Genomic DNA, 23,022 nt, shown 5'->3' on the forward strand with positions numbered 1-23,022 from the left:
CCGTGCTTACTTCAGCACCCAGCCGTTGAACTTCTCGATCACCGCAGCCTGGTTGGCCACCCAGTACTTGGCATCGATCTGCACGCCGTTCTTGATGTTGTCGGGATAGGTGGGCGAGTCCTTGGCCAGCTCGGGCTTGATGTACTTGAAGGCCTCGGGCTGGGTCACGCCGGCGGCAAAGTACTGGCTGAGCGAGCCCATGCGCTGGGGCTCGGACGCGAACTTGATGAACTCGCGGCAGGCATCGGCATTGGGCGTGCCCGCCAGGATGGACCAGCTGTCGACGCCCCAGATGTTCTGGTTCCAGACGATGCCGATCTTGGCGCCATCGGCATTGGCCGACTGCGGGCGTGACACCCAGGTGGCGATCATGTCCACTTCGCCAGACTTGAGCATCTGCTCGACCTGGGCACCGGAGTTCCACCAGACATCGATCTTGGGCTTGATCTCGTCGAGGGCCTTGAAGGCGCGGTCCAGATCCAGCGGGTACAGCTGCGCGGCTGGCACGCCCGAGGCCATCGCGGCCTGCTCCAGCGTGTCGAACGGGTGCTTGCGGATACCACGGCGGCCGGGGAAGTCTTTCACGTTCCAGAAATCGGCCCAGGACTTGGGCGCTGCGCGGCCCTTGAAGGCCTCTTCGCGGTAGGCCAGCACGGTGCTGTAGACATTGGTGCCCACGCCGTAGGGCGACATGTACTGCGCCGGGATGGTCTTGACGAAGGGGTCGTTCTCCAGGCCGTGTTTTTCCAGCAGCACCTTGCCGCCTTCGGTCAGCAGCAGGATGGCGGGCTGGCTGATCTTGGCCATGTCCCAGGTGTAGTTCTTGGTCTCGACCATGCTGCGGATCTGCGCCACGGGCTCGGCCGTTGCCTGCACCCCCACCACTTCGATGCCGGTCTTCTGCGTGAAAGGCTTGTAGTACACCGCGCCATAGGCCTTGGTGTAGATGCCGCCGTCATCACGCACCACGATACGCTTGGACGTGGCACGGGCATAACGCAGTACGGCAGGTGCAGCAATCAGGCCTGCGCCAGCCACGGCCGCCTTCAGTGCGGTGCGACGGGAGGTAGTGATCTCAGTCATAAAGTGTCCTTTCGAAGGAAGAGGCAGGGGAAGTCAAGGGAGGGAGGGGATCAGGGACCGGGCGGCAGCAGGCGCCCGGGGTTGAAGCGCTGCTGCGGATCGATGGCGCGCTTGATCGCATGCATCAGATCGAGCTCGACGGCGGGCTTGAACAGCGCCATCTCGTCGGTCAGCACCTGGCCGATGCCATGCTCGGCACTGAAGGTGCCGGCCAGCGCGCAGGCCACTTCGTTGACCGCCTGCTTGACGCGGTGCGAGAGCTGGTCCTGCTCGGCGGGCGTGAGCGCCTGCCACTGCGCAAACTGCAGCTGCGGAATGAAGTGCACATTGCCGTCGCCCAGGTGGGCCACGATGATGATGGGCGCGCCCGGCACCATGCGGTGCGCCGCAGCCGTGGCCTGGCTGATGAAGGCCGGGATGGCCGACAGCGGCACGGCCGGGTCGGTGTTGATGCCGATGCCGGCCTTCTTGTTGCCTTCGGAGACGCTGTGGCGCACCTCCCACCAGTCGGCCTGCTGCTTGCCGTTGGTGGCGATGGCTGCATCCAGCAGCATGCCCTCTTCGGCAGCGGCCGACAGGGTCTCTTCCAGCGCGGCAGCCAGCAGGGCCTCGTCGCAGGTATCGGTCAGCTCCACCAGCACATGCCAGGAGTAGCTGGGGCTCAGCGGCGCACGGCGGTCGGCCACATGGTTCAGCACAATGTTCAGCTGCACATCGTTGAGCATCTCAAAGGCAGACAGCGAGGCACTGCAGCGGCTCTGGAAACGGGCCAGCATGTCGATCGCCGCCTGGGGCGATTCCACCGCCAGCCAGGCCATGACACGCGCCGTGGGCAGCGGATGCAGCTTGAGCGTGGCACCGGTGATGATGCCCAGCGTGCCTTCGGAGCCAATGAACAAATGCTTGAGATCGAAACCGGTGTTGTTCTTGCGCAGGCCGTAGAGCCCCTCCCAGATGCGGCCATCGGGCAGCACCACTTCGAGGCCCAGCACGTTCTCGCGGGTATTGCCATAGCGCAGCACGCCCGTGCCGCCGGCATTGGTGGCAATATTGCCGCCGATCTGGCAGGAGCCTTCGGCACCCAGGCTCACCGGGTAGAGGCGGCCATGGCTGCGGGCCGTCTCCTGCACGGTCTGCAGCACGCAGCCCGCATCCACCACCATCGAGTTGTTGGCCGGATCGACCGCACGCACCTGGCGCATGCGGCCCAGGTTGATGACCACGGTCTCGGGCAGGTCCGCGCGGGGAATCGCGCCTTCGCAGAGGCTGGTGTTGCCACCCTGGGCCACGACGTGAACCTGCGCTGCATGGCAGAGCTTGACCACCTCGGCCACCTGCGCCGTCGTCGACGGGAACACAACGCACTGGGCCTGGCCCTGGTAGCGGCCGCGCCAGTCGGTCACATGGCCAGCCAGGTCCTGCTCGCTGTGGAGAACTGCGCTTTCACCAAGCAAGGTGATGAAGGTCTGAATCAATGCCATATGCCCACGGGTCCAAAAGTCTGGGAGAGGACTCGATGATGGCTAATTCTTAATAAGATTAGTATTAGATGAAATACGAATACATGTGATTGCAATGCGATTGATATGGGCGATGCTGAGCAGGCGTGCTTTGCCAGAGGTCAGGCTGCGGGGAAAGGGGAATGTGGCTTCGGAGATGTGCTGCTGCGCGGGAGGTTGCTTGCGCTATCTGCGACCTTTTAGCGCTGCGGTGAGCCATGGTCTGCGTGGGGCTGACTGACGTGATCTTGCCACCCGTCTTCGTCTTGCCAAAGGCGTGAAAGCCTTGCGTGAGCAGCTTTCGTCGGAGGCACCTGAAGAAGATGCCGGTATTAGCGCGAGTCGACTGATGAATGCGTCAGCGACGATAAACGGCTAACGGGAGTGTTTTGTGAATGAAAGACAATTACCTGCAGATTTCATTGTCTATTTTTATATTAACCATCATAGAGAACATCAGTCGAGCATTTTCTCCAATAATCACTAAATTGCATTTTTGGATGTATAAAAAGCTCATATGGCTTGTCACAAAAATAACTCTCACAAAATAGTCATCGCCTAGTTGATGCACTTCTTTTTTTTTCTGTGTCCATGAACCACGTTTTCTATGAATTTATCTGATTTTCTAAAAAACATAGTGTCTAGTCCATCAGCGTTCAGTCCGCAAGTCATCCAGTTTTCTGCCGTGTCCCAGTTATCGGAAAATTCATTCATGAGGCATTCAGCATGGGTTTTCACTAGGACGTCATCTACTACCAGTCTATTGTGATCCGCAAGGCTTACATTGGAGTAGATGAGGGTAAATATGAAGATATATATCTTAAACATTGATAGCCTATTAATTATTTATTAATCTTTATCGTGCTTGACAAGTTTTCGACCTAAAGAGAGCGCAAGGACAGTACCCAGCATTCCTGCGATAGCTAACAAGCCAGCAATTGCCGGTTGTCTACAGCGCGGGTTAGAAGCAAACAGGGTAAAAGCATTTCCTCAGTCTGCAAAAGCCATACTGAAGGAGGAAATCACCCACATGAGACACCAAATGGAGAATATTGAAAGTATGACCGCAATGGCGTATAGACAAAAGTAGAGGAATTTGCGAAAGCTCATTTTGAAGTTTCCAGCTATATTTAAATCGCATTCCAAAATCTAATGTGGGGCTAAGAGAGCATCTACTCTGTAAAGTGAATGTTGATTGTCCAATCGATAATACATATCAGAATTCGAGCATAAATTTTATAATTTGTATTTTTAATGTTCGGGATATAAATCTAACGATTTTATTTTTGGTGTAAAGATTTCTTATTCAGGTTTCCCTAATTTCTCATTACTTGTATAAGCTGTCACAAATCGCTGCGCAATGAGGATGTCGCTAATTTTCGCGGGAACCATAAGTAAAAAACAAGACAAAATCCCTGTTGAATCATCCAGGATTATTCGCAATGCAGTCAGCAGCAACCAGCAAATGGGTGCGGCTATAATCGTTTCTACTGCTCTCACCATCCATATGTCAGTGCGAATGTCTTTGTGGCATAGGGGGCAAATAGAACGAGACGTTTGATAGAGTTTGAAATATAAATGCCCGCAGCTAGGGCAACCGGCTCGTTTGATACGCTTGAGATAAAAATTCATTGACACATTGCCTCACACTTACCTGCTTTGGTCGGGTAGACCGGAGACCCGCTGCAAATTCAGCAGAGACATGGTAGTCAAATGCTGTTATGGGCTTGCATGCCTAGCTCCCGTACCAAAGTTGATTTGCTTGTAATTCCTCACGGTCAATAAATAACAGATTTCGTTTCTCAGAGGAATTAAGCTTATTGAGGAGCTGAAGTAGATGCTTCGAAAGGTCTCTGTCAAGCAGGCTAGAGCTTTGCTGACATTCGTGCTTTCAGTGAGCGCATCGCTGCCCAAAGGGCAAGGCGTGTGATCACTTCACTTTGCATCTCCATTGCTTGACCCACAGCACGATGGAAACGATCACACAAGCTACACCTCCCCCAAGCTGCAACGCAGCCCATGTCGCGTACTTCTGCCTGTCCTTGCCAGGAAAGGAACCTAGCCAAGCAGTTTGTAGCGCCCACATGAGAAAAGTGAGAGCAGCTAGCAATAGCGCCACTGTCAATAGCCATAGAACCCATTTGCGCATGATTGTTAGCTCGAGCTGGTGTTTGTATAGCAGGGATACGGTTGCTTTGCGTTGATTTAAAAATCAATATTTTATTTTTGATTTATCAGGTGTTATCGACGTTTATTCTTTTTTCTATACCTAAATCCGTTGTTGCTAGGGTGAAGGTATGCATTGTTTCCCTGTTAAATCTTCCGGTTATAGTTGAAAATTTTTATAGTTGCTTATGTCAATCAAGTGGCCCGGCGTTTTATTTATTTTTTTGATATCTTGGTGTTTGCGTAGTCATTTGCATTTGACAAAAATTCTCGTATTTCTATTTAGCAGCCATATTGCTAGAGCGCTGATTGATGAAATAACTGGCCCCCATATAATTAAGTAAGGGGCAGTCAAAATAATTGCCAATAAATTCAAGTAATCAATGCCGTCTGAGCGTGCTAATTGTCTAAAAAGACCTGTTTTCATAACAAATGCATATGAAAGGATTGAAGCAAAGTAAGGCATAAAAAAGCCGACCAATAGGCCGTTTTTGAGTCGGCGCGTTAGAAGTATGATCGTCAATAAAAACAATGACCAAAAAATGTAGCTGAGAATTACGTCAGTTGTGTGGCGATGCAATCTTCTATTAATTACATCCCAGTTGAGTGCCACAACAAAGGTCGAGGATGCCAAATGCGAGAAAGTTATATATAGGAATGATCTCCAGTTCAACGCCATAGCCCACCTGACCCGGGAATAAATGGTGAGGGTGGAAGAGGTGTCAATGCTCTGTCTAAGCCGCAAGGTGTAAATGGCGAACCAAGACCTTCGAATGCTATGAGCAGCGGATACCGGTTTTTGTCTATGCAATCATCAGGGATGCGATACCTACGATGGACAAGGGTCATGGGTGGATTTTGTTTAGATTAATAGAAAGGAAAGTGAGCGTTGGTGCCTATGGGGTGTGCGGTGGCAACCTTGGATTTAATCTGAGGCTGGCGCCTTTTTCACATTCCTCAACGACAGGCGCACTTCGCAAATCGAAGATGATTCCGCCTTTCTGTCGGTGAGGCATTTGGTAAACCACGCTGCCCCTCCATGACTCCTGCACGGGGTGCGCACTTTTTCTTACATGCCTCCAATTCCATCGCCTGCCGTTCTCCCTTGCTTGGAGCAAAGTAGTATGCCGTGCCAGCGAAGGTAGTCAGTGTCAAAAATGCTATCAGTCTCTTGTACTTACGAAACCACACTTTCATAGCTGTATGCTCCATCATCGCATCGGCCCAATAACCGGTCCGCAAATCAGTCTAGTTGTCGGCTGCGCGGGGCATATGCCGTTCGGGGTTGGCGTAGTGATCAACACACAACTTTCATAACTCCGGGCACAAATGGCTCAGTTCGGTGCGGGTCTATAAGCGTTTCTATTGCGTTGGGAACACTAGGGTGGCGCCCTTTTATTCCACCGCCAGCAAGAGCTCCCAAGCCATCGCTATAGTCACCCCATCTTTGATTTTTGCGAGTGAAATCGCGCAGCCATGCTTTTTGCTGCGCTTCGCGCAGTGAGTTTGCTTCGTGCCGCCGCCCTATAGCCGTCGCTTGCTGTTGATAAGAATTGTTGCCACAGAGAGCGCAAGTCCTGCTTGTGTTGTTTGTTCTCGCTGGCGCGCCTCTTTGTAGCCCCATAGGATCCGTAAAGCTCAGCGGATTCCCCTCTACATATGCAAACATATTTGCTCCCCCCTCTAATCCAATCGGATCCTGCGTGTTATACCCCCCAACCTGCGGGTCGTAATACCGATGCCGGTTGTAGTACAGCCCCGTCTCCCGGTCATGAATCTGCCCCGGTAAACGAATAGGCTGCCCCATCCCCTGCGGGTCGTACTCATCGAGCACATTGCCCCAAGGGTCGAGCGTGGCAGCCCAGGCGATCTGGTCGCTGGTATCGGTCAGGCCAGTGGGGTACCCAGGTGTTCGCAGTGGTAGTAGTGGGTGGCGATGCGGGCATGGGCTTGCTATTGTTGTATCAGGGCTGATAATTATTTAGCGTCGGTATGTTATGTTCAAGCATTCAATCATTTATTTATTTATTTATTTTTTAGAAGAATATTTTTAAGCAAAATTGTAGCGTAAATAGAGTAAATGACTATTATCGTCAATCCTACTCGGGAAGACAGAGATATGATCTCTAAAGTCAAAAATTTGAAAAATGTCTCGAAACCTAACGTGTTTATTTTAAATAAATAGCTAGGTATTTCAATCCAGAAAAAAGTATGAAGAATATAATGCGGAGATAGAAATAATCCTATTAATAAATAAATAGTTGCGACAAAGTATAAATTTATTCTTTTTTTTGAGAAAAAAATTGTTACATAAGCTCCTAAAATTATACTTGAGAATAATTCAATAAGCCAAAATAGACCATTGTAGTCAGATATGGTGAAGGATTTAGCTGCGGTGGAGGTTATTAGAAAAACTGCAGATATACGAGGAATTATTTTATTCAAATGCATACGGTCTTGTAAAAAGCAAGAATTTCATTTGAAAAAATCGAAAGTGGGTTGGTTTGTTTGTAGTAGATTGACGCAGTTCTTATTGGGTGCGGTAAAGTAGCCATATAAAATCGGGGATTTTGTAATCCAATCTGATTGGAAGTTTTCAACGCCTGCAGCTGCTGGTCCTGCAGCATAGATGGATGTTTTCTTGGCTGCTAATGCCAATTTTGCTGCTTCGGGGGTTAATTGATCATTTTCAACCCGCTCAGCAATTTCTTTCTCCGCTTTACACATTAGTATGTCCTGATCTTTTTTTACTTCTCTGCCTTTTTCTATATTTTCACGCCAGCTCAGTGCATCTTGTGCTTTATCCCACCAGCCCTTGGTTTTACCGAGGTCTGGCCCTCTTGCAGGAGGCTGTGTTGGGTCAAGCCCTAAAGGATCGACCCACATCATTGGATTGAGTGGGTATCTTGATTTGTTCGTTCCCCCCTCCAATCCAATCGGATCCTGCGTGATATACCCCCCAACCTGCGGGTCGTAATACCGGTGCCGGTTGTAATACAGCCCCGTCTCCCGGTCATGGATTTGCCCCGGTAAACGAATAGGCTGCCCGATCCCGTGCGGGTCGTACTCATCGAGCAGATTCCCCCAGGGATCGAGCGTGGCGGCCCAAACGATCTGGCCATTCGTATCGGTCAAGGCCAGCGGGGTGCCCAGGTGGTCGCAGTGGTAGTAGTGGGTGGCGATGCGGTTATGGGCTTTTTGTTGCTGCTGCTGGAGCTGGTCACGCATGTCTTGCAGCAACTGGCCACCGCGTTGGGCGGTGTCTCCCATCAAGGCGGATGCGGCGGGCATGGTGGTGCTGCTGTGCAGGGCCTGCTGCATGTTTTGCTCCGCCTGCGCTTGCATGCTGGCGGGCATGGCGCTGAGCATGGATTGCATCAGGGCCAGCGCTTGGGTGGTGCTGTCGTCTGCTTTGTCGTTACCCTCGCCTCCACTCTCTCCACGGCTGCTGTCCGCATCGGCCATCCCCGCCTGCAGCGCGCGCAGCAGCAGCGGCGGCTGTTGGTGTTCGCTGAGTTGGGTGGTGGTGCTCAGGCGCACCAGCGGGGTAAAGCTGCCGCTTTCGTAGATGGTGTGTTCGATGTGCCGGCAAGGTTGAGCATCGGGGCCATCGGGGCCGGGGCGCAGGTGCTCGGTGTGGATGAGCCGCTCGCCGTCCCAGCCGTAGTAGCTGGTGTGTTCGCCTGCGGCGGTGCTGCTCTTTTTGCACAGGCGACGGCCCAGCGCGTCGTAGGTGTAGCGCAGGTGCTGCTCGGGCCGGCCGTTGCTGTAGGTGCAGTGGACTTCGAGCAGTTGGTGGTCGCCGTCGTAGCGCAGTTCTTGGCGGCTGCGCTGGGGCTGGCCTTGTGCGTTGGGGGCCAGCGATTGCAGCTGCTCGATGCGCCTGCCGAATTCGTCATAGCGCCAGACGCAGTCGGTGCTGTAGCCGATGCGGTTGTCGTCCCATTGTTTGACGGGGCCACGCTGGTAGGCGCCCCGGTGGTCCAGGCCGAGCAGGTTAAAGCTTTCTTCCCGCCAGTGGGCGTGTACCTGGGCGGTCCATTGCTGGGCATCGCTGCCGGGGTTGGCCGCTGTGGGGGCGGGACCGGGCAAGCGGTTGCCAGCGGGGTCGGTGCGCCACTCCCGGACGTTGGTGGGGCGCAGCCCTTCTGCAGATGCAAGCAGGCGGCCTGCGGCGTCGTAGGCATAGCGCAGCACCTGGCTGGCCTGCTCACCCACCCCTTGCTCGATGGTGGTGATCTGGCCCAGCGTATCGTGGCGGTAGCGCCGATTGGCGATCTGGCCCACCAGCTGCAAAGCCAGGGGCGGTGCAGCGGGGTTGGCTGCAGCGGGCAGCTGCAGGCCTTGGGTGGCGGTGGAGAAGACGCGGCCCAGGTGGTCCCATTTGCGCAGGATTTGGAGGGGGCTTGGGCTGTTTGCTGGCTTGTCTGCAGGGCCGGGGCTGCCCAGGCTGCGCCGGGTTTCTCGGTGCTGCGCATCGCGCTCTATGTCGACCAGGGTGTGGCCGTTGTGCTGCAGCCCGTGCACATGGCCCGCGCCGTACAGTTGCCAGGCGATGGTGCCCAGCCCTTGCAGCTCACTGTGCAGGCGGTTGCCCAAGGCGTCCAGCCCATGGCTGATGTGGTGTTCAAACTCCGGTGTGGCAGAGGCTGGATCGGCGTCACTGCCGCCCGTGGCGTAGAGCTTTTGTACTTCGCCAGTGATGCGGCCCAGCGCGTCGCGTTGCAGGCTGATCTGGCTTTGCAATTGAGCGGGCAAGGCTTGGGCCGCGTCTGCCGCTGATGCCGGGTGCAGCCACACGCTGGCACCGACCAGTTGCCCGGCCGCGTTCCACTGGTAGTGGTGGGTTTGTGCGGGGGCATGCGCGCTGGCGGGAATGTGGCGCTGGCTTAGCCGGGCGCTGCTGTCCCAGGCATAGCGGGTGGTGTGCTGGTACTTGGCATTGCCATCGGTGCTGGTCAGCAGCTGGCCGGCGGCATCCCAGCGGTAGCGCTGCAGCCGCTGGTCAAAACCTTCTTCCTGCACCAGGCGGTCTTGCGTGTCCCAGGCAAAGCAGCTTTGGGCGCCGTTCTCGTTCACCAGCCGGGTCAGGCGCCCCGCGCTGTCGTACTCCAGGCTGATGCTCCGGCCCCCCTGGCTGCGTTGCAGCAGCCGGCCCCACAGGTCGTAGCTCAGATGGATGTGGTGCGCTGTCAGGTCCGTTTGGCCCGGGCCTGGGCGGCTTGAAGCATCCCATGCGGGCTCAATGCGCACCAGGTGGCCGGCATCGTTGTAGTGGTAGCGCTCTACCGAGGGGCCTACCCGCTCGGTGGCCACCAGCCGGCCCTGGCTATCGCGCTGGTAGCGTTCCCACTCTCCGCTGGCATTGGTGGTTTCTTCCAGCGCGCCATAGCGGTCATAGCTGTAGCGGGTGCTGCGGCCAGAGCAATCGGTGTACGACAGCAATTGGCCCGCTCCGTCCCAGTCCAGGTGTTTGGTAGCGCCGTGGGCATCTTCAATGCGCAGGGGCTTGTCGGCGATCAGGGGTGACTCCGTGGGGTTGGGGTAGTGGTAGCGCTCATGGCTGCCATCGGCCCAGGTGGTTTGCGCCAACCGGCCCCAGGCGTCGTACTGGTAGCGGGTGCAGGCGCCGGCCGCATCGGTGCTGTGCAGCAGCCGGCCGCTTGCCTCGTCATAGTGCTGCTGGGTGCTGCGGCCACCGGGCAGTTGCGTGCCGGTGATGCGGCCCTGGCCGTCGCGGCGCAGGTAGGTGCTGCGCGCTAATGGATCGGTGCTGCAGGTCAACCGCCCAAAGGCATCGTAGGCCTGCAGCCAGCGGCTGCCGTCTGCCTTGTCGTGGGCCACCAGGCGCGACAGGCCCGGTGCGCCCTCAAAGTAGTAGGTCTCCACGCGGCCCAGGCTGTCGCTGACGCGGGTGCTGGCCCGGGGCAGGCCCTGCGGGCTGTCCGGCAGCACCAAGTAGTCAAAGCGGTACTGCAGGCCGTCCTGGTTGTAGTGTTCGATCACGCGGGCGCCTGGCGTGGAGCTTTCGTAGCGGTAACCGTGCCAGGGGCCTTGGGCAATGCGGTGGGCACTGATGCGGTGGTAGTCCCACTCAAAGCTGCGCACCAGCACCTTGGCGCGGTTGTGGACGGTCAGCAGGTCACCGTCGTCGCTGTAGCCGTAGTGTGCCAGTGCAATGGTGCCGCGCAGGGGGGCGATAGGGTCTTCAACAAGCTCCACGGTGGCCAGGCGCAAGCCGTCATCGACACCCCAGAGTGCATGGCGGTCCCGGGTCTTCTTGCCTTTGTGGATGCGCTGGTGTTGCAGCCGGTAGCGGCGACCGGTGCCATCGCTCAGCCCCACCAGCATGCCCAGCGGCAGGGGGCGGAGATCTGTGTCACGCTGGCTGCCATCGCTGTACTGGTAGTGTTGGCTGCGCCCGAGCCGGTCTGTGACCGCCACCAGGCGCCAGCGGTCTGCCGCGTCGTCTGCGCTGCGTTGGCTGGGCACCATGGCCAGGTGCCATAAGGTATCGCCATTGCCGCTGGTCGCCAGGATGGTGTTCGCGCTGCGCGCCAGCGTGGGCGCAACATGGCGCCAGCGTGCATCGCTGGCCCAAGGGGCGGTGCCTTCTCTGTCACTGCCACCACCACCACGCAGCAGCCACAGCCCTTCGCTGGCACTGTAGAGCTGGCCGCCCGGCGGCAGGGGTTCGTCAAAGGTAATCACCCGGCCATTGGCATCAAACAGCAAGGTGGCTTCTTCTTGCAGCGCAACGCTCAGCTCCAACCACAGATGCCAGCCGTAGCCCAGCAACCCGCAGGCTGCCCCGTGGCTGGCGTTGACATAGCTGCTGTAGCGGCGCTGCCAGACGACGGGCAGCGCGCCTGGCAGTGCAAAGTCCAGGTCTTCCTCACCCAGCAACACCTTGGCGCCGATTTGTGGATTGACGGGCGAGCTGACGGTGATGCCGCCGGGGCATTCAGAGCAGGCGATACCGCCTTGGCTGCCGATGAGTACGGTGCGTGAGCCTTGGGCGATCTTGCCTTTGGCGACGCGATCGCCCTTGCGGGCTGCGGGTTGGCCACTCATGAGAGGGGTCTCCTGGCGTTGGTTGGATAGCGAGGTCGGGGTAGGGGGCCGCTGTGAACGCCTTAGCAGTTCAAGCGGTCTTCGGGCGAGAGAATCTCGATGCGGCCGGGCGTGATCTTGAGGGTGCTGTCGCCGCAGCTGAAGATAATTTCTTGCTGCGCTTCCAGGCGGATATTGGCGGCGGTGATGGTGACGTTCTGGCCCGTCATGCGGAGGTTGGAGGCTTTGCCACCTCCGCCGCCACCGTCTTCACCGCCGGGGCTGACGATGTTCATGGAAGCGCCTTCAGCGCCACCCCCCGAGCCGCCGCGACCACCGCCACCACCGCCACCGACGGTGAGCGAATACTGCTCGCCCACCTGGGTGGTCTGCTTGCTGCCGACCTTGGTGCTCTGGTTCTCGCCCACATTCAGGCTTTGGTTCAGCCCTACATGGGTTTGCATGAACATGCCAATGTTCTGCATGTAGTTCACGCCGATGTTCATCATCTTCATGGCGCCAACGTTCTGCAGGTAGGCCATGCCGATGGTTTGGGCTTTGAGCACGCCGACGTTGATGGTCCAGTTGTTGCCGATGTCGTCGGTCTCGTTGCGGCCTACGGTTTTGTCCCGGCTGATGCCGATGTCTACCGACTCTTTCAGGTCAACGCGGCGTTGGCGATTTTGGTGGACGGTCAGGGTTTCATCCAGGTCCACCTCCTCGGTGCGCCAGCCGTGCACATTGATCTTCTCGTTGCGGTCCACCACTTCGGTGCGGTCTCGGTGGATGGTGTTGAACTCATCGCGGTCGATGACCTTGCGCCGGTCATTGCCAACCCATTTGTCTTCATCGTTCTCGACTTCGGTGAGCTGGTCCTTTTGCGCGTGCAGCCACAGCTGCTCCTGGCCTTTTTTGTCCTCAAAGCGGATGGCATTGGCATCGCCTGCACCGTCTTTTTCTCCAGCGCCGGGTGCGCCGCCCTTGCTGGATCGGGTCTTGATGCCCGACTGCGTTTTGTTGGCCGGCAAGTCCCAGGGCGGCATCTGCATGGCGTTGTAGACGCGGCCGGTGATGATGGGGTAGTCGGGGTCGCCGTTGAGAAAATCGACGATCACCTCTTGCCCGATGCGCGGAATATGCATGCTGCCGTAGCTGCTGCCGGCCCAGGTTTGGGAGACGCGGATCCAGCAGCTGGAGTTTTCGTCTTTTGTGCCATAACGGTCCCAGTGGAACTGCACTTTGACGCGGCCGAATTTGTCGGTATAGATCTCTTCGTTGGGTGGGCCGGTCACCACGGCGGTTTGTGGGCCGGTGGTGCCGGGCTTGGGGGTGTTGCGCTGGCTGCGGTAGGCGGTGCTTTTGGGCACGGCAGAAAAGCGGATGCGATAGCTGGCGCCATGGTCAGCGCCACCGCCGTCGCTGCGGTGTACGTTCTCGGCAAAACGGTAGGAGGCCGACTCGATCAGGTATTCCTTGTTCTGGTCGCTGCGCGGGTATTTGCTGAAGGTAAACAGATAGCCGGGGGCGATGTTGCGGGCATTGCCATCGCCCTGCACCATCTCCCGCTGGGCCTGCTGCTGTTCGATGCGCACGCGGGCATAGTTCTCGCCGTCGGTCACATCGGTGTAGCCGCCGGGCCAGTCATAGCGCTCACGGCTGTCCTCGCTGTGGCCGGCAGGCTGCTCCTGGCGGGTGTCCAAAATAGCGCGGGGCCGCTCGAAGTCGTAATCGTCGGCAGCAAAGTGGCCCGATGCAATGTCTTCAGCAAAGGCCCAGCTGTCCACAAAATCTTCGTCGCGCACCTGGGCGGCGCGGTCCCCGGGGTAGTAGGGGTGGGTGCTGGTGCCCTGGGGCAAAGGGGTATGGCTGCCAATGTCATCGGCCAGCACCAAGGTATGACTGCCGTTGTGGTGTTCAAAGAAAAAGTAGGCGCCTTCCATCTCCAACAGGCGCGAGACGAAGTTGAAGTCGCTCTCGCCGTACTGCACCAGGTACTTCCAGCTGCGGTAGTTGCCGATGAGCTTTTGGTCGATCACAAAGCCATAGGGCGCCAGCACTTCCTGGACGATCTCGGGCACGGTCTTGAACTGGAAGATCTTGAAATCGGTGCGCCGGGTGGCGTGCCACAACCAGGGGCGCAGCACCGCTTCATAGGCGTAGAACGCGCCATCCTTGCCGCTGAAGCTGAACTGGGTGATTTGCCCGGAGAGAAAGCGCCTGGCGCTGCCGTGGAGCTTGGTCGTGAGATCGATCTCGATGCTCATGTCCTTGCCCAGCAGGCTTTTGGCCGAGATGCCTTGCGATTCGCTGATCAGCCGAACCCGGTACTCGAACAAGCGGGAGATCTGCTCGCTGCCGTCCAGCGAACGAAACTGCAACTCCTCGCCCAAGGGGCTGTGCGCGATAAACGTGCGGTTAACCATATGCGTGACCCAGCTCTGGATGAAAAACCGAATCGATGATAGTTAAATAATAGTTAATAGCAATAAATAACTTAATAATGATTTGTGTTTTTAAATCAATAACCAAGCGCTGATGGCAGGCGGCGGGCGGGATCTATGGACGCTAAACATGTATTTGCTGTCGCTGTAAGGTATCGGCCGCTGTTGGATGCCTGGGAGCTGCACAGCCGGCCCCAAAACCTGTCGCACCAAGCGGTCAAAACCGCACTCGCATCCGCATGCTGGCTGCCCTTTGCCACCCAGGGCGCTGGCAGCGCGCGGAAGCCGTCACAATAGCGGCCTGAATATCAGCGCCTGCCTCCGCTGCGAGGCCGGTCTCACCTGGAGACTTTTGCATGCGTATTTCTGCCCGCACCCCTTTGTTGTCCCGCACGGCCAGTGCGCTGCTGCTCGCTGGCCTGGGGGCCTCGGCTGCCCAGGCGGCCGGTGTGATCAAGATCGGTGAGATCAACAGCTACAAGAACCAGCCCGCGTTTCTGGAGCCCTACAAGCGCGGCATGGAACTGGCGGTGGACGAGGTCAACCGCGCGGGCGGCGTGAACGGCAAGAAGCTGGAGCTGATCACCCGCGACGACAACGCCAACCCGGGCGATACCGTGCGCGTGGCCGAGGAGCTGATTGCGCGTGAAAAGGTCGACGTGCTGGCCGGCGGTTTTCTGTCGAACACCGGCATGGCGCTGACGGACTTTGCCAAGCAGCGCAAGTTCTTCTACCTGGCCACCGAGCCGCTGACGGACAAGATGATCTGGAGCAATGGCAATGCCTACACCTTCCGCCTGCGCCCCTCCACCTATATGCAGGTGTCGATGCTGGTCGAAGAGGCGCTGACGCTGAAGAAAAAACGCTGGGCTCTCGTCTATCCCAACTACGAATACGGCCAGTCCTCGGTCGCCACCTTCAAGGCCAAGATGAAGGCGGCCCAGCCGGATGTGGAGTTTGTCACCGAGCAGGCCACGGTGCTGGGCAAGGTCGATGCCGGCAGCGTGGTGCAGGCGCTGGCCGATGCCAAGCCCGATGCGATCTTCAACGTGCTGTTTGCCACCGACCTGACCAAGTTTGTGCGCGAAGGCAATACGCGCGGCCTGTTCAAAGGGCGGGATGTCGTCAGCGTGCTGAGCGGCGAGCCCGAGTACCTCGACACCCTGAAGGCCGAAACGCCCAATGGCTGGATCGTCACCGGCTACCCGGTGCACAGCCTGAAGACGCCCGAGCACAAGGCCTTCTTTGATGCCTACCAGGCCAAGTACAAGGACTACCCGCGCCAGGGCTCGGTCGTGGGCTATGCCGGTATCAAGTCGCTGGCCGAGGGCATCAAGAAGGCCGGCAGCACCGACACCGAGGCGCTGATCAAGGCCTTTGAAGGCCTGCAGGTGGTGTCGCCCTTTGGCCCCATCACCTGGCGCGCGCAGGACCACCAGTCCACCATGGGCGCCTATGTGGGCAAGCTCAAGAACGTGGGCGGCAAGGGCGAGCTGGTGGACTATGTCTACCGCGATGGCAAGGACTACCTGCCCAGCGACGACGAAGTGCGCAAGATGCGCCCGCAATAAGGTGATGGAACGCTGCCTGGCCCCCGCACGCACCGCAAGCTTGCGGGCACCGTTGCCCGTCTGGCTGGGGCGGCATGACGGCCAGGCATGGCCACAAGCGCAGGATGCCGCATGAGTTTTTCCGGTCTGCTGGTGCAACTGCTCAACGGCCTGGCCGGCGCCTCGTCGCTGTTCCTGGTGGCCGCCGGGTTGTCGCTGATTTTTGGGGTTTGCCGCATCGTCAACTTTGCGCACGGCTCCTTCTACATGGTGGGCCTGTATGCGGCCTATGCGCTGGCCGAGGCCATGGCGCCGCTGGGCGGCGGCTGGGGTTTCTGGCTGTCGCTGCCGCTGTCGGCCATCGCCGTCGGGCTGCTGGGCGGCCTGGTCGAGGTGCTGCTGCTGCGCCGCATCTACAAGGCGCCCGAGCTGTTCCAGCTGCTCGCCACCTTTGCACTGGTGCTGGTGATCAAGGATGCGGTGCTCTGGCTCTGCGGGCCCGATGAGCTGCTGGGCCCGCGCGCGCCGGGGCTGGGCGGTGCGGTCGATATTCTGGGCCGCGCGTTTCCGAGCTATGACCTGTTCCTGATCGCGGTCGGCCCGCTGGTGCTGGGCGCCACCTGGCTGCTGCTGCACCGCAGCCGCTTTGGCATGCTGGTGCGCGCCGCCACGCAGGACCGCGAGATGGTCGGCGCGCTGGGCGTGCGCCAGGCCTGGTTGTTCACGGCCGTGTTTGCCTTGGGCGCCGCCTTGGCCGGGCTGGGCGGCGCGCTGCAGTTGCCGCGCGAGCCGGCGACCCTGGAGCTGGATCTGCAGACCATCGGCTCGGCCTTTGTCGTCGTGGTGGTCGGCGGCATGGGCTCGCTCACCGGCGCCTTTGTCGCGGCGCTGCTGGTGTCTACCGTCAAGGCGCTGTGCATCTGGCTGGGCGTGGTGCAGATTGCCGGCATCGACATTGCGTTTCCGCAGCTCACCCTGGTCGCTGATTTTCTGGTGATGGCCGTGGTGCTGGTGCTGCGCCCCTGGGGCCTGCTGGGCCAAGCGCAGGCGCCCAGCCGCAGCCATGGCCTGCGCGAGCAACCGCTGCGCGCACCGCCACCCGCTTTGAAGGCCGTGGGCGCTGCCGTGCTGCTGGCCTTGCTGGCGCTGCCCTGGGCGGTGGATGCGCAGTCCTACACCTTGGTGCTGATGGTGGACCTGGTCATTGCCGCGCTGTTTGCCACCAGCCTGCATTTTCTGATGGGGCCGGCGGGGCTCCATTCCTTTGGCCATGCGGCCTTCTTTGGCCTGGGCGCCTATGGCGCGGCGCTGCTGCTGAATGCGGCCGGCCTTCCGATGCTGTGGGCGCTGTTGCTGGCGCCGCTGCTGGCGGCCTTGGGCGGCGTGCTGACGGGCTGGTTTGCGGTGCGGCTGACGGGCGTGTATTTCTCGATGCTGACCCTGGCCTTTGCGCAGATCATCTGGGCCACCACCTTCCAGTGGGATTCGGTCACCGGCGGCAGCAATGGCCTGACCGGTGTCTGGCCAGCGGCCTGGCTGGAGGACAAGCGCTGGTTCTACCTGCTGACCCTGCTGCTGGCCACCGCCGGTGTGCTGGCGCTGTGGCGGGTGCTGTATGCCCCACTGGGCTATGCCTTGCGCGCCAGCCGCGATGCGCCGCTGCGCGCCGAGGCCATCGGCATTGCGGTGGCCAAAGTGCAATGGATGGGCTTTGTGCTGGCGGCCTCGGTGGCCGGGCTGGCGGGGGCCTTGTTCGCGTTCTCCAAGGGCAGTATTTCGCCAGAGACCATGTCGGTGGCCAAGTCGGTCGATGGCCTGGTCATGGTGCTGCTGGGTGGGGTGCAGACCTTGGTCGGCCCGATTCTAGGCGCCTTCAGCTTTACGTGGTTGCACGATGCCGTGGCGCGCAACACCGATTACTGGCGTGCCACGTTGGGTGCCGTGATTTTGCTGCTGGTCTTGCTGTTCCCACAGGGTATTGCCGGCTACGGCAAGCGCTGGTGGCAGTGGCTGCTGCAGCAGCGCGGGGCATAAAAAACCCCGCCAGGGTGCGCGGGGTGGAGTGTGTTGGTGCGGGGCCCTATCAGCTGTTGCAGGCCTTGCTGCCCTTGGCGGGCTGGATGCCCTTGGCCTTGGCATCTGCCAGGCTCATGTACTCGCCTTGCTTGGTGGTGCCGTAGTAGCGGTCGCCTTGGCAGTGGTAGATCTTGGAATTGGTATTGGCCCAGACCTTGCCGGCACCGCCGCCGGGAGCGGGGGTCTTGGCCTTGGCTTTGTCTGCTGCAGCGGCCGGCGCCGCTGCTGCTGCGGTGGTTTTGGCCGCTGGCGCCGGTTTGGCGGCCGGGGCCGTGCCTGCGGCTGGTGTCTGGGCAAAAACGGCTGCGGTGCTGCACAGGGCGATACCGCTGATCCAGGCTTTCCAGGTGTTACGCATAAAAACTCTCCTGTCGTTATGTTGGTCGGGATGCCAGGCCGCAGGGCCATGGCAGTTCCATGCTGCGGCGGGCATGCACAAAAAACAACCGGGTCAATGCGAATTGATGTTCTTTATCGCTGGTTATTTTGTAATTGCTTGTTTTTATTGAGTATTTGTATCAGCACTGGCTGCCGGTCGATCCATGCCGGGGTAGAGGCGGTCCAGCGCTTGGTGCAGGCATTCGCCCAGCTGCAGCTGCAGCGCCTGCAGATGGGCGGCACGTGCCTCGCTGCTCAAGCCCGCGTCGGGCGCCAGGCTGCCCAGTGCTTTCCACTGCTGCTGCCACTGGGTGGCGCGGTGCTGCACGGCGGCCTGCACGGCCTCGCTCCACTGCGCAGGTGCGCTGGGGCTGGTGTAGCGCCCGCGCCCCCGGCCAAAGTGCGAGATCACCAGGTACTTGAGCAGCAGCTGGCCGGTCAGGGCGCTGAGGTAGTCGGGTGAGAGGTGAAAGCGCTGGGCCTGCTGGTCAAACATCTTGTTGGCGCTCCAGGCGGCGCCGGCAAAGGTGACGGCGCCCACCAAGGCGCCCACCAGTGCACCGGCGCCCAGGGTCATGCCACCAGCGACCATGTCGGCGCCCAAGCCGGTGGCAGCGCCGGCCGTGAGCGCCCCCCAAAGGCTGGCTGTCTGCGGGTCCAGCGGCGTGCTGGTTTTCAGGTGGTCCTTGAGCTGTTGCTGGATCTGGCTGGCCGCCTGGCCATCGAGCTGGTGCAGCTCCAGCAGCGCCTGGGTGCTGGCCAGGTCGGCCTGCTGCAGTGACTGGGTCAGGCGCTGCATTGCGGCGGTCTGCTCGGGGCTGAGCTCGGCGCCCTCAGCACCGCTGCCCCGGATGGCCTGCGCGACCGAGCCGCTGACCTTGTTCCAGGCGCGCTGCCAGAGCTTGTTGTCGCTGGCCTGCACCGTCTCTTGCGCGGTGGCCGCCAGCAGCAACTGCTCGGCCAGGGCCTTCAAGCTGGCCGCTTCGCGCTGCTGCTGGCGCGCGGCGCGGGTCTGCAGCAGGCGCTGGTAGGCCGGCTGCTTGGCATCGGGCAGCAGCGGCGCGATGGACTGCATCACCTGCTTCTCATGCCACCAGCTGCGGGTAAAGGCATCGAGCACCTGCACCGAACGCACCGTGCCGGCAAACTCGGCCGTCGCCGTGCGCCAGCGCTGCAAATCAGCGGCGGTTTGCGCGGCGCTGGTGTCGCTGCCAATCTGGTTGAGCAGCACCAGCACGGGCTTGTCCATCCACTGCAGGATGCGCATCTCGCTGGCCCAGTAGCCGGCGTCGGCCGGGTCTTCGGCGGCATTGACCAGGTAGAGCATCACATCGGCATGGTCGCGCGCGGCCTGCAAGGCGCGCTGGCTCATGTAGAAGGGCTTGTCGCGCCAGCGGTCCCAGACGTTGGACAGAAACCAGCCCAGCGGATTGCCCTGCTGCTTCAAGCGGTTGTAGAGCCGTACCGAATCGCCAAAACCTGGCGTGTCCCAAAGCCATAGTTCATCGCCTTGCTCGGTGCGCTGCAGCAGGTAGCGCTGTGATTGGCTGGTGACATGGGCGGCGTCCTGCACTTCGCCAATGTCCTCGGCCACCAGGGTGCGGGCCAGGGTGGTCTTGCCGATATTGGTGTGCGACAGCAGGCACCAGGCAATCGACTGGTCGCTGGCGCCGACCGCATCGGGGGCCAGTGCGGGGGAAGGGTGGAGCGCGTTCGTGGTCTCGGTCATCGTGCGGATCTCGTCAGGTGCCGGTAGTGATCAGCTGGGCGTTGATGCCATGCTGGTGGGCAAACTCCTGCCACAGCGCTTCGCGCTCCTGCAGGCGGCGTGGCGCGCCGGCATTGCGGGCGGCAAAGTCGCTGCCCCAAAGCCAGAGCTGGCCGTTGGCGCCGTGGCGGTTGCGCAGCTGGCTCAGCAGCTCGCCATGCACCTCGGCCTCGGGCGTGGCCGACAGGCTGACCAGCACCACGGCCTGCGCGCCTGCGGGCAGATCGATGCCGGGCAGCGCCGCGCCATAGGCCAGGGTCGGCAGCCAGTCGACATGGGCGCCGGCGCCATAGAGGCCGATGGCGTGGTGGTCGATCGCCGTGCGGCGCTCGGGCGTCACATCCATGCTGAAAGGCAGCAGCGCCAGACGCGTGGCCAGGCCGCCAAAATCGCGCTGCAGGCGGGCAAAGTAGGCCTGGTTCAGTGGCAGTTGCAGGTGCTGGCGGCGCCAGCGCGCGCGCAGCCCCTGCCACAGGGCCAGCAGCAAACGCGGTACCACTACGGTGGCGCCCAGCAAGGCGGTATAGGCCCAGACCCAGCGCTCACCCACATAAGACACGGGCGCGCTCAGCACACCCGGCTGCGGCGCCTGGGCCGCTGCCGATTGGTACTGCGCCGGCATGCTGCTGCTCACCCAACCTTGCAGCGCCTGGATGTCGGCCAGGCTCCAGGGCGTTGTCCACTGCAGCCATTGGGTGGGGGCAAACAGGATGTTGAGCCAGTGCTGCACCTGCGTGGCCGACAGAAAGGTGCTCTCCCAGCCGACCTGGTATTCCTTGGTCAGCCCGGTGAGCCAGAGCGAGGCCAGTGCGCCGACTGCCACCAGGGCGGCACCCAGGTGCAGCCACTGCAACAGCTGGGCGTTGCGCACGCCTTCGCTGGCCTGCCACCAGTTGCGCTCAAAGCGCAGCGCCATCTTGCGCAGGCCGCTGCCGCGCAGCGCGGGCATGGCCTTGCCGCGCAGGCGGGCCAGCCAGCCGGGGTGTTCGTCGGTGGTGGCGCTGGCGGTGTCTGCACTGCCCGCAGTCTGTTGTGCGGGCTCCCAGGGCACCACCCGGGCGGGCTGGCGCCGCGCCAGGCCCAGCAGACTGCGAACCAGTAGCACTGCATACATGACCAGGTTCCACAGCACGATGCCCATCAGCGACAGCGACAACAGATCGACCCGGTGCGGATCGGTGATGCGGTGGCTGGCAAAGCCCAGGCACAGCGCCAGCAGGCCGATGGCCAGCGGCGTCCAGCGCGCCAGGCCGGGGGCATGCTGCCAGAGCTGGCGCACATCGGCCGGCAACTGGCTGGCCTGGATGATGCGCTTGGCGCGCAGTTGCAGAAACTGGGCAAAGGCGGCCTGGCCGGCCTTGCCACCCAAGGCTGGCTTGCCCAGGGTGTGCAGCACCTCCTGCGTGATGGCCTCGCAGCGCGCAGCGCTGGGCAGGGCCTCATGGGGGGGCGAGGTTTCGATGGCATGGGCCAGGGCGATATCACGGACGGCGTCAGCTTTCATGGCAGCTATTGTGGCATCGGGAAAACCTGCAAGGTTTTGCCGCGAGCGCTGTGGTATCAACAAGGCTTTGCCACTACCGAGACAAAGAGGGGAACCTAAGCCTATGACAACAATGATGAACTTTGCCGACATGCCCGATGCCAACGGTTTCTTCGGTGACTACGGCGGCCAGCTGGTGCCCCCACATCTGAAAAAGGCGATGGACGATATCGCCGAGGCCTACGAGCAGATCGTGCAGCGCCAGGATTTCCAGGATGAGCTCCAGCAGCTGTTCCAGGACTATGTGGGCCGCCCCAGCCCCATCTTCCATGCCCGCCGTTTGTCAGAGCAGCTGGGCGGCGCGCAGATCCACCTGAAGCGCGAAGACCTGAACCACACGGGCGCGCACAAGATCAACCACTGCCTGGGCGAGGCGCTGCTGGCCAAGTTCATGGGCAAGACCAAGGTGATCGCCGAGACCGGCGCCGGCCAGCATGGCGTGGCCTTGGCAACGGCCTGCGCGCTGGTGGGCATCCCCTGCGAGATCCACATGGGCCAGGTCGATATCGAGAAGGAGCACCCCAACGTCACCAAGATGCGCATCCTGGGCTGCAAGCTGGTGCCGGTGACCTTTGGCCAGGCGACCTTGAAGGAGGCGGTGGACAGTGCGTTTGAGGAATACCTCAAGGACCCGACGAACTACCTCTATGCGATCGGCTCGGTGGTGGGACCGCATCCGTTTCCCAAGATGGTGCGCGACTTCCAGTCCATCGTCGGGCGCGAGGCGCGCGAGCAGTTCCAGGCCCGCCACGGCAAGCTGCCCGACTATGTCGCCGCCTGCGTGGGCGGTGGCTCCAATGCCATGGGCATCTTCAGCGCCTTTTTGGCCGATGCCGGCGTGCAGCTGGTCGGTGTGGAGCCCGCTGGCGAGGGCGTGGACCAGCCCGGCAAGCATGCCGCTACCTTGTCGGTGGGCAAGCCCGGTGCCATCCATGGCATGAAATGCTATGTGCTGGAGAACGCCGATGGCAGCCCTGCGGCCGTGCATTCCATCGCCTCGGGACTGGACTACCCCGGCGTGGGCCCGCAGCACAGCTACTTGAAGGACCTGGGCCGGGTCGATTACCAGGCCGTGGACGACAAAGCCTGCCTCCACGCCTTCATGACCCTGTCGCGGGTCGAGGGCATCATCCCGGCGCTGGAAAGTGCCCATGCCGTTGCCTGGGCCATGGGCATTGCGCCTCAGCTGGACAAGGGGGTGAACATCCTCGTCAACCTCTCGGGCCGGGGCGACAAGGACGCCGATTACGTGGCCAGGAAGCTGGGGCTCTGAGCGAAATTTGCAACGCAAACCGCCGGAAACGGCCACCACACAGGGAGCGCATGCTCCCTTTTTTGCGTCTGCACGGCCGGCGGCAAGCCCCCGCGTACTCGGGTAAATACGCTTCTGCTATTTGGATATGTCTATTTAGTATTTGTAGATTGCATACTCAATAGCTCAGAATGCGGTTTTCGCATTCAACAC

General features: G+C 60.4%; 11 protein-coding genes. 3 read left to right on the forward strand and 8 right to left on the reverse strand.

From position 1 onward, the window contains the following. Positions 1 to 6 precede the first annotated feature (6 nt). From EDF71_RS11840 to tssI, 5 genes are all read right to left on the reverse strand, one after another. The gene (locus EDF71_RS11840; protein ID WP_133856785.1) at positions 7 to 1,083 is read right to left on the reverse strand and encodes an ABC transporter substrate-binding protein; all 1,077 of its coding nucleotides are present in this window, start codon (positions 1,081 to 1,083) and stop codon (positions 7 to 9) included. Positions 1,084 to 1,133: 50 nt separating this feature from the next. Continuing rightward, positions 1,134 to 2,564, reverse strand: coding sequence for an FAD-binding oxidoreductase (locus EDF71_RS11845; protein ID WP_133856786.1), 1,431 nt, complete (start codon positions 2,562 to 2,564; stop codon positions 1,134 to 1,136). A 3,481-nt stretch (positions 2,565 to 6,045) separates the two neighbouring features. Then, complete coding sequence (locus EDF71_RS11850; RefSeq protein WP_133856830.1) at positions 6,046 to 6,555, reverse strand: RHS repeat-associated core domain-containing protein; 510 nt, start codon at positions 6,553 to 6,555, stop codon at positions 6,046 to 6,048. 668 nt (positions 6,556 to 7,223) lie between these two features. Continuing rightward, positions 7,224 to 11,822, reverse strand: coding sequence for an RHS repeat-associated core domain-containing protein (locus EDF71_RS11855; RefSeq protein ID WP_133856787.1), 4,599 nt, complete (start codon positions 11,820 to 11,822; stop codon positions 7,224 to 7,226). 62 nt (positions 11,823 to 11,884) lie between these two features. Beyond that, on the reverse strand, positions 11,885 to 14,224 hold the full coding sequence (gene tssI, locus EDF71_RS11860) for a type VI secretion system tip protein TssI/VgrG (protein WP_133856788.1): 2,340 nt from the start codon (positions 14,222 to 14,224) through the stop codon (positions 11,885 to 11,887). A 374-nt stretch (positions 14,225 to 14,598) separates the two neighbouring features. On the opposite strand from tssI, the gene EDF71_RS11865 reads away from it, so the two are divergent. Together EDF71_RS11865 and EDF71_RS11870 are read left to right on the forward strand one after the other, a co-directional pair. Next, positions 14,599 to 15,813 (forward strand): ABC transporter substrate-binding protein, encoded by a 1,215-nt coding sequence (locus EDF71_RS11865; RefSeq protein WP_133856789.1) that lies wholly within the window; start codon positions 14,599 to 14,601, stop codon positions 15,811 to 15,813. A 111-nt stretch (positions 15,814 to 15,924) separates the two neighbouring features. Next, the gene (locus EDF71_RS11870; RefSeq protein WP_133856790.1) at positions 15,925 to 17,826 is read left to right on the forward strand and encodes an ABC transporter permease; all 1,902 of its coding nucleotides are present in this window, start codon (positions 15,925 to 15,927) and stop codon (positions 17,824 to 17,826) included. A 49-nt stretch (positions 17,827 to 17,875) separates the two neighbouring features. Here the strand turns inward: EDF71_RS11870 and EDF71_RS11875 are convergent, their stop codons facing one another. From EDF71_RS11875 to EDF71_RS11885, 3 genes are all read right to left on the reverse strand, one after another. Further along, on the reverse strand, positions 17,876 to 18,226 hold the full coding sequence (locus EDF71_RS11875) for a signal protein (protein WP_243854275.1): 351 nt from the start codon (positions 18,224 to 18,226) through the stop codon (positions 17,876 to 17,878). Between the two features lie 144 nt (positions 18,227 to 18,370). Beyond that, positions 18,371 to 19,975 (reverse strand): DUF3482 domain-containing protein, encoded by a 1,605-nt coding sequence (locus tag EDF71_RS11880; protein WP_133856791.1) that lies wholly within the window; start codon positions 19,973 to 19,975, stop codon positions 18,371 to 18,373. A gap of 13 nt (positions 19,976 to 19,988) precedes the next feature. Further along, entirely contained in the window at positions 19,989 to 21,518 is a 1,530-nt protein-coding gene (locus EDF71_RS11885; RefSeq protein WP_133856792.1) for a DUF2868 domain-containing protein, read from the reverse strand. Positions 21,519 to 21,621: 103 nt separating this feature from the next. On the opposite strand from EDF71_RS11885, the gene trpB reads away from it, so the two are divergent. Continuing rightward, positions 21,622 to 22,830, forward strand: a complete 1,209-nt coding sequence (gene trpB / locus EDF71_RS11890) for a tryptophan synthase subunit beta (protein ID WP_133856793.1) — start codon at positions 21,622 to 21,624, stop codon at positions 22,828 to 22,830. Positions 22,831 to 23,022 lie beyond the last annotated feature (192 nt).

Source organism: Comamonas sp. JUb58 (genome assembly GCF_004364775.1).
GTDB lineage: Bacteria > Pseudomonadota > Gammaproteobacteria > Burkholderiales > Burkholderiaceae_C > Comamonas.